Origin of the sequence: Nocardia sp. NPDC059154, from assembly GCF_042755705.1 — a bacterium.
In the GTDB taxonomy this organism is placed as follows: Bacteria; Actinomycetota; Actinomycetes; order Mycobacteriales; family Mycobacteriaceae; genus Nocardia.
The window spans coordinates 66941-74520 of the sequence record NZ_JBHZCS010000019.1; the positions used below are offsets into that span (position 1 = coordinate 66941).

A 7580-nucleotide genomic window follows, 5' to 3' on the forward strand; every position below is an offset into this window, starting at 1 on the left:
GGATGATTCCGAGCACGGCCGCGAGCACGAACGCGATCGCGGGCGCGTATTTCTTGATCATCGCGGGCCCGACGAGTTCGACGAGATCGAGCGGCGCCGGCTCGGTTTCCGCGACCGGTTGCGGCCGCGCCGCTCGGCTGTCCGGCCCGGCTGTCGCTGCTGCGGCCGAATCGCCCGCTGCGAGTTTCTCTTCCAGCGATGCGACGAACTGACCCATCATCTTCTCCGACACCTGCTGCAACATCCCGCTGCCGAACTGGGCGAGCTTGCCGACGATCTTGAGGTCGGTGTCCACGGTGACACGGGTCTCGTCACCGTCCTCGCGCAATTGCGTGGTGATGGTCGCCGCCGCGTTTCCGGATCCGCGTGAATCCCGGCCGCTGCCGGTGATGACGGCGCGATGGTCGTGTTCGTCGCGCTCGACGAAATTCGCCTTCCCGGTGAATTCACTGGTCACCGGGCCGACTTTGACCTTCAGTTTGCCGAGGAAGTCCTCGCCCTCCCAGCCGACCAGCTGTGCCCCGGGCATGAGCGGAACCACCTGTTCGAGATCGGTCAGCACCGCCCATGCCTGCTCGAGGGGTGCGTGGACGGTGAACTCATTGGCGATCTTCATCGGAGTATCTCTCTCATCCGGTAGCCAGGCTTCGGGTGTATTCGACGAATGCCTCGTGGACCGTGGTGCGGTCGTCGGGTGTCTTCGCCAGTGCGCTGAGCGCGGCGACCGCCTCCGGCGCGGTGAGATCGGCGACGTCGAGCGTCACCAGCGCGGCGATCCAGTCGATGGTCTCGGCGACGCCGGGCGGCTTGTCGAGATCGAGATCGCGAGCGCGGCCCACGAATTGGGTGGCGTGCTCGATCAGCGCGTCGGTTGCCCCGGGCACGGTGCGTCGCACGATCGCCACCGCACGGGCCGGTTCCGGGTAGTCGATCCAGTGGTAGAGGCAGCGCCGCCGCAGCGCGTCGTGCAGGTCGCGACTGCGGTTCGAGGTCAGCACCGCGAGCGGCGGGTGTTCGGTGACAAAGGTCCCGAGTTCGGGAACGGTCACCGTGGCCTCACCGAGGAATTCGAGCAGCAGCGCTTCGAATTCGTCGTCGGCACGGTCGATTTCGTCGATCAGCAGCACCGGGGGCGTCGGGCCGCGATATCGCACACAGCGCAGGATCGGGCGGTCGACCAGATATGCCTCGGTGAACAGGTCGGCTTCGGTGAGCTCGGCGCCGCGCGCCTCGGCGAGCCGGATGCTGAGCAGCTGACGCTGGTAGTTCCAGTCGTACAGCGCTTCGCTCACGGTGAGGCCCTCGTAGCACTGCAGGCGGATCAGCGGCGCACCCAGCACGGTGGCCAGGGTCTTCGCCGCCGTCGTCTTGCCCACTCCCGGTTCACCTTCCAGCAGCAGCGGCCGGCCCAACGTGGTGGCCAGATAGAAGGCGGCGGCGGTTCCGGTATCGAGCAGGTAGTCGTCGGCGTCGAATCGCCGCACCACGTCCTCGATATCGTCGAACGGCGACATCATGGCGACGTCGCGGCGCGCAGGCGCTGGTAGTCGTCCCAGGTGTCGACGTCCAAGGGCACCGGTGCGTCGACGTCGAGTTGCGACACCGGGACGCGGCCCGACTCGATGATCTTCCACACGGCCTTGTCGCCGTGCAATCGCGCCAACTCGCCGAATATGCTGCGACTCAGCCAAAATGGATGCCCGATACCGTCGTGGTAGCGGCAGACCGTGATCACGGCGGACGTTCCCTCGGCGATCAGCCGCTCGACGGTCGCCGCCGGCAGACCCGGTTGATCACCGAGCATCAGCACGATTCCGGCGGCCCGAGGATGCACCAGGTTCAGGGCCGAACGCAACGACGACGAACAGCCCGAACCGAAGTCATCGGCCAGCACGACCTCCACCCCGGTGAGATCGACCTGCTGGGCCACCGCCGCCGCCGCGCCGCCGAGCGTGACGATGATCTGATCGAACGCGCAGGACCGCACCATGTCGAGGGTGGCGCCGAGAACCGTCGTATTCCGGTACGGCAGTAGCTGTTTCGCCGTGCCGAGACGCTCCGAGGTTCCCGCCGCGAGCACCACTCCGGTGACGACCCCGTTCGTCATGAGCCTGTCCTCGTCGCTGCGAAAGTGGTGCGGCAGCCTGAGCTGCAGAACCAGTGGTCGACACCGTCGACAATGAGATGCGGTGTGTCCGGCCCGACGGTCACGGTCATGCCGCACACCGGATCGAGCACCTCGATCGCGACCTTCGCCGCGCGGGGCGTGACGGCCAAGCCACCTTTACGGATCGCCTGGATCACTTCCGCGACAATCGAAACCGCTATCTCCGCGGACGTCTTGGCGCCGATCGGCAAGCCCACCGGGGTGCGGATGCGAGCCCGCTCGGCGTCGGTCAATTCGAGTTCGTCGAGGATCGACGCGCCCCGAATCGTGCTGGCCACCATCCCGATGTACCCCACACCCGCGTCGAGCGCGACGCGGATCATCTCGGCCTCCGGGCCACCGTGGCTGGCGATCACCAGCACCGTCGTATCGGCCAGCGAATCCAGCGAGCCGGCCTCGGCAGCACCGCGCCGCACCCCGAAACCCACCAGTTCGCACATGTCGGCCAAGGCATCCGCGATGGGTGTCGCGCCGCAGATGCGCACCAGCGGCGCCGGGATCTGCGGCTCCAGGAAGATCTCCAGCGCGCCGCCGGACAGACAGGGATTCACCACCACCGCCGCGCCGGGCGCTTCGGGAAAATGCAGATCGCCGTCGGGCAGTACGCGCAGCAGCACACTCTCGTGCGACTGCAGGGCACCCAGCGCCGCCTTGCGGACCGAGTTCTGGGCGCACTGGCCGCCGACGAATCCTTCGATCGTCCCGTCCTGCAACAGGATCGCCTCGTCCCCGGCGTGCGCCGAGGTCGGCTGCTGGGCGCGCACGACGGTCGCGTGCACGAACGGGGTCCGGGTGCGGACCAGCTCCTCTGCACGCTCGTTCATCTTCATCGGTGACCCCATCGCTCGGACCCCACTCAGATGGGCGGTGTGGCCCGGCCCTGCATCGCGTCCCACACCCGCGACGGCGTCAACGGCATGTCGGCGTGCCGAACCCCGAACGGCGCCAGCGCATCCACCACCGCGTTGACCACCGCCGCCGGCGATCCGACGGTGGCCGATTCGCCGATGCCCTTCGCGCCGATCGGATGATGCGGCGACGGCGTGACCGTGTACCCGGTCTCGAAATGCGGAACCTCCAGCGCCGTCGGGATGAGATAGTCCATCAGCGATCCGCCGAGGCAGTTGCCGTCCTCGTCGAAGGCCATGATCTCCATCAGCGCCATGCCGATGCCATCGGTGATGCCGCCGTGCACCTGACCCTCGATGATCATCGGATTGATCCGGGTGCCGCAGTCGTCGACGGCGAGGAAGCGCCGCACCTTCACCACGGCTGTCCCCGGGTCGATGTCGACGACGCAGAAGTACGCACCGTAGGGGAAGGTGAGATTCTCCGGGTTGTAACAGATCTGCGCGTCGAGTCCGCCCTCGATCCCCTCGGGCAGATCACCGGCGCCGTGTGCGCGCATCGCGATCTGCTGGATCGTCACGGCCGCGGACGGATCGCCCTTGACGTGGAACGAGCCCTTCTCCCACTCGAGGTCGGCGACGGAGACCTCGAGCATGCCCGACGCGATGATGCGCGCCTTGTCGCGCACCTTCCGCGCCACCAGTGCGGCAGCGGCGCCCGAGACCGGTGTCGACCGGCTGCCGTACGTGCCGAGGCCGAACGGTGTCTGATCGGTGTCGCCGTGCACAACGTCGATGTCGTCGGGCGGGATGCCGAGTTCCTCGGCGACGATCTGGGCGAACGTCGTCTCGTGCCCCTGCCCCTGGGTCTGAACCGACAGCCGCACAACGGCTTTGCCGGTCGGATGGACGCGCAGCTCGCACCCGTCGGCCATCCCGAGTCCGAGGATGTCCATATCCTTGCGCGGACCGGCGCCCGCGGCCTCGGTGAAGAAGGACATCCCGATGCCCATCAACTCGCCGCGGGCGCGCCTGTCCCGCTGTTCTTCACGCAAGGCGTCGTAGCCGATCATGTCCATCGCCAGACGCATGGTCTTCTCGTAGTCGCCGGAGTCGTAGACCCAGCCGGTCTTGCTCTTGTACGGGAATTGTTCGGCGCGAAGAAGATTCCGCAGCCGCAGCTCGGCCGGATCCATCTTCAGCTCGTAGGCGAGGCAGTCCACCAACCGCTCGACGAAGTAGACGGCCTCTGTGACCCGGAACGAGCACGCGTAGGCGACGCCGCCGGGGGCCTTGTTGGTGTAGACCGCGGTCATCTTGCAGTAGGCCGCCTCGATGTCATAGCTACCGGTGAAGACGCCGAAGAAGCCCGCCGGATACTTCAGCGGCGCGGCCGTGCCGTTGAAGGCGCCGTGATCGGCCAGCACGGTCGACCGGATGGCCAGAATCTTGCCGTCGGTGGTGGCGGCGATTTCGCCGACCATGATGTAGTCGCGGGCGAATCCGGTGCTGGTGAGGTTCTCGCTGCGATCCTCCATCCACTTCACCGGTTTGCCCAGCAACAGCGACCCGACGATGGCGCAGACGTATCCCGGATAGATGGGCACCTTGTTGCCGAACCCGCCGCCGATATCGGGTGAGATCACCCGGATCTTGTGTTCGGGCAGTCCGGCCACCATCGCGTAGATCGTGCGGTGGGCATGCGGCGCTTGGCTCGTCGACCACAGCGTCAGCTTCCCCGTGACGGGATCGAGATCGGCAACGGCGCCGCAGGTTTCCATCGGGGCGGGATGCACGCGCGGATAGACGATCTCCTGCTCGACCACGACATCGGCGCGCGCGAACACCGCCTCGGTCGCGGCGGCATCGCCGGTCTCCCAGTCGAAGCAGTGGTTGTCCCGCTTGCCCTCGAGATCGTCGCGGATCACCGGCGTCTCGGGCGCCAGTGCGGTCCGGGCGTCGATCACCGGATCGAGCATCTCGTACTCGACATTGATGAGCTCCAACGCATCGCGCGCGGAGTAGCGATCCTCGGCGACGACGAAGGCCACCTCCTGGCCCTGGAATCGGACCTTGTCCGTCGCCAGCACCGCCTGCACATCGTTGGACAGCGTCGGCATCCAGGCCAGTCCCCTCGCCGCGAGATCGGCACCGGTGACGACCGCCTTGACTTTCGGATGTGCCTGTGCCGCTGAGACATCGACGCTCACGATCCGCGCGTGCGCGAACGGGGAACGCAGTATCGCCATATGCAGCATGCCGGGCAGCTGCACGTCGTCGACATAGTTGCCGCGCCCGCGAATGAACCGCGGATCCTCCTTGCGGAGCATCCTGCCGTGACCGCACGGCTTGCGGTCGTTGTCGACTCTGTCTTCGGGCCGGGGCTCGACGGCGGTCATGACGTGCTCCCTACCGGCGTCGGTGTGGCCGCGGGTTCGGGCTCCACCGCTTCGCCTCGTTGCTTCGCCGCGGCCCACTGGATCGACCGCACGATGGTCGTATATCCGGTGCAGCGGCAGATCTGGCCCGAAATCGCCTCCCGAATGGTCTGCTCGTCGGGATTCGGATTGCGGTCGAGCAGGGCACGGGCGGTGATCATCATTCCCGGCGTGCAGAAGCCGCACTGCAACCCGTGACACTGCATGAAGCCCTCCTGCACGGGATCGAGCCGGCCGTCCACCTCGAGCCCCTCGACGGTGCGCACCGCGTGGCCGTCGGCCATGACGGCCAGCATCGTGCACGACTTCACCGGTTCGCCGTCGACCTCCACCACACAGGTGCCGCAGTTGCTGGTGTCACACCCCCAGTGGGTTCCGGTGAGCCGCAACTGATCTCGCAGGAAATGCACCAGCAGGATGCGTGGCTCGACCTCCGCGGTCACCGGCTCGCCGTTGATGGTCATGGTTACCTGCATGGCTAATTCCCTTCCGGCGCAGATTCGTTCAGTACGCGCTCGACCGCGGTACGCAGCACGCGAATCGTCAGTTCGGACGCGAGATGGCGCTTGTAGTCCGCACTGCCGCGCGCGTCGGTGACAGGTGAGCACGCTGCGCTCGCGCGGCGGCCCGCCTCCGCGAAGACGTCTTCGGTGGGCGGCACGCCGATGAGTGCGTCGACTGCGCCGGCCAGCGCCGCCGGATCGGGGTTGACCGCCGTCAGACCGATCCGTGCGGCCGCGATCGTGTCGCCGCGCAGTGTCACGGTCGCCCCTGCCGCCGCGATCGCCCAGTCGCCGACCCGGCGCTCCACCTTCGCGTAGGCACTCGAGGTCCGATGCCGCACCGGAATTCGGATCTCGATCAGAAGTTCGTTGTGCGCCATGGCGGTTTCGTACGGACCGACCAGGAAGTCGTCCATGGCGATCTCCCGGTCGCCGGACGGCCCGCGCACCAGGCAGGTGGCGCCGAGGACCGTGCAGACGGTGGTGAGATCCTCGGCGGGATCGGCCTGGCACAGCGAGCCGCCGATCGTGCCGCGATTGCGCACGACCGGATCGGCGATCACACGCTCGGCGTCACGGAAAATCGGGCACACCGCGGCGAGATCGTCGGACTCGAGCAGATGCCGATGCCGGACCATCGCACCGATGCGCACCAGGGTCGGATCGGTGACGATGTAGCCCAGTTCGGCAGCCAGGTCGTTGATGTCGATGAGATATTCCGGATTGGCCAGCCGCAGCTTCATCATCGGTAGCAGGCTGTGCCCGCCCGCCACGATGCGCGCCTCGTCGCCGAGCCGGTCCAGTAGTCCGATGGCGTGATCCACGCCCGTTGCGCGCTCATATTCGAATGGCCCAGGAACTTGCACGTGATCTACCTCACATCAATGGGAAGAAGCTCAGCCTCTGTCCCGCTGATGCGGTCGTCAAGACCGAGTTAAGCAATCGCTTAACTGGCTGTTTGCGCCTTGTGGTGGATGCGGCCGCCGGTCCGGGTCAGCGAGCGACCGTGTCCGCCCCAGCGGCGCGCGATGATCTCCGCCGCGATGGACACCGCCGTCTCCTCGGGTGTCCGGCCGCCCAGATCCAGCCCGATCGGGCTGGCGAGCCGGGCGAGTTGCTCATCGGTGAGACCTGCCTGTCGCAGCCGGGTCAGCCGCTCGTCGTGGGTGCGGCGCGACCCCATGGCGCCGACATAGCCGATCTCCGGCGCGCGCAGGGCCACCTCGAGCAGTGGCACGTCGAACTTGGGATCGTGGGTCAGGACGCAGACGACGGTCTGCGAATCGATCGCACCCGCCGCGATCTGCGCGGCCAGGTAGCGGTGCGGCCAGTCGACGACGACCTCGTGGGCGGTCGGAAACCGGGCGGAGGTGGCGAAGACCGGCCGCGCGTCGCACACCGTCACCCGGTACCCGAGGAACGATCCCTGCTGAGCGAGGGCGGCTGCGAAATCGATCGCCCCGAACACCAGCATCCGCGGCTGCCGGGCATAGCTGGCGACGAAAACCGCCATGCCCTCGCCGCGGCGCTGCCCGTCCGGACCGTAGGACAGCACCTCGCTGCGGCCTGCCGCGAGCAGCCCGCGTGCGTCATCGATCACCGCATCGTGGGCGCGCGCCGACCC

8 protein-coding genes are annotated in these 7580 nt (G+C 67.4%); all 8 read right to left on the minus strand.

Annotated elements, in window-relative coordinates; translation table 11 throughout:
• The coding region (locus ACFXN1_RS18285) for an SRPBCC family protein (protein ID WP_379463632.1) at positions 1-616 on the minus strand (616 nt) is incomplete at its 3' end.
• Positions 617-629: 13 nt separating this feature from the next.
• Positions 630-1517: an AAA family ATPase gene (locus ACFXN1_RS18290; RefSeq protein WP_379384002.1), complete on the minus strand. Its 888-nt coding sequence runs from the start codon at positions 1515-1517 to the stop codon at positions 630-632.
• The gene (locus ACFXN1_RS18295) at positions 1514-2107 is read right to left on the minus strand and encodes an NTP transferase domain-containing protein (protein ID WP_379438849.1); all 594 of its coding nucleotides are present in this window, start codon (positions 2105-2107) and stop codon (positions 1514-1516) included. Before ACFXN1_RS18295 ends, ACFXN1_RS18290 begins: the two co-directional genes overlap by 4 nt.
• A complete protein-coding gene (locus ACFXN1_RS18300) occupies positions 2104-2997 on the minus strand; it encodes an XdhC family protein (protein WP_379438847.1) in 894 nt (297 codons plus the stop codon). Before ACFXN1_RS18300 ends, ACFXN1_RS18295 begins: the two co-directional genes overlap by 4 nt.
• A 26-nt stretch (positions 2998-3023) precedes the next feature.
• Positions 3024-5414: an aerobic carbon-monoxide dehydrogenase large subunit gene (locus ACFXN1_RS18305; protein WP_379438846.1), complete on the minus strand. Its 2391-nt coding sequence runs from the start codon at positions 5412-5414 to the stop codon at positions 3024-3026.
• Positions 5411-5929 (minus strand): (2Fe-2S)-binding protein, encoded by a 519-nt coding sequence (locus ACFXN1_RS18310; protein WP_379438844.1) that lies wholly within the window; start codon positions 5927-5929, stop codon positions 5411-5413. Before ACFXN1_RS18310 ends, ACFXN1_RS18305 begins: the two co-directional genes overlap by 4 nt.
• Positions 5930-5931: 2 nt before the next feature.
• Positions 5932-6822 (minus strand): FAD binding domain-containing protein, encoded by an 891-nt coding sequence (locus ACFXN1_RS18315; RefSeq protein WP_379398750.1) that lies wholly within the window; start codon positions 6820-6822, stop codon positions 5932-5934.
• 80 nt (positions 6823-6902) lie between these two features.
• Positions 6903-7580, minus strand: a 678-nt coding sequence (locus ACFXN1_RS18320; RefSeq protein ID WP_379463633.1) for an XdhC family protein, incomplete at its 5' end; no start/stop codon positions are given.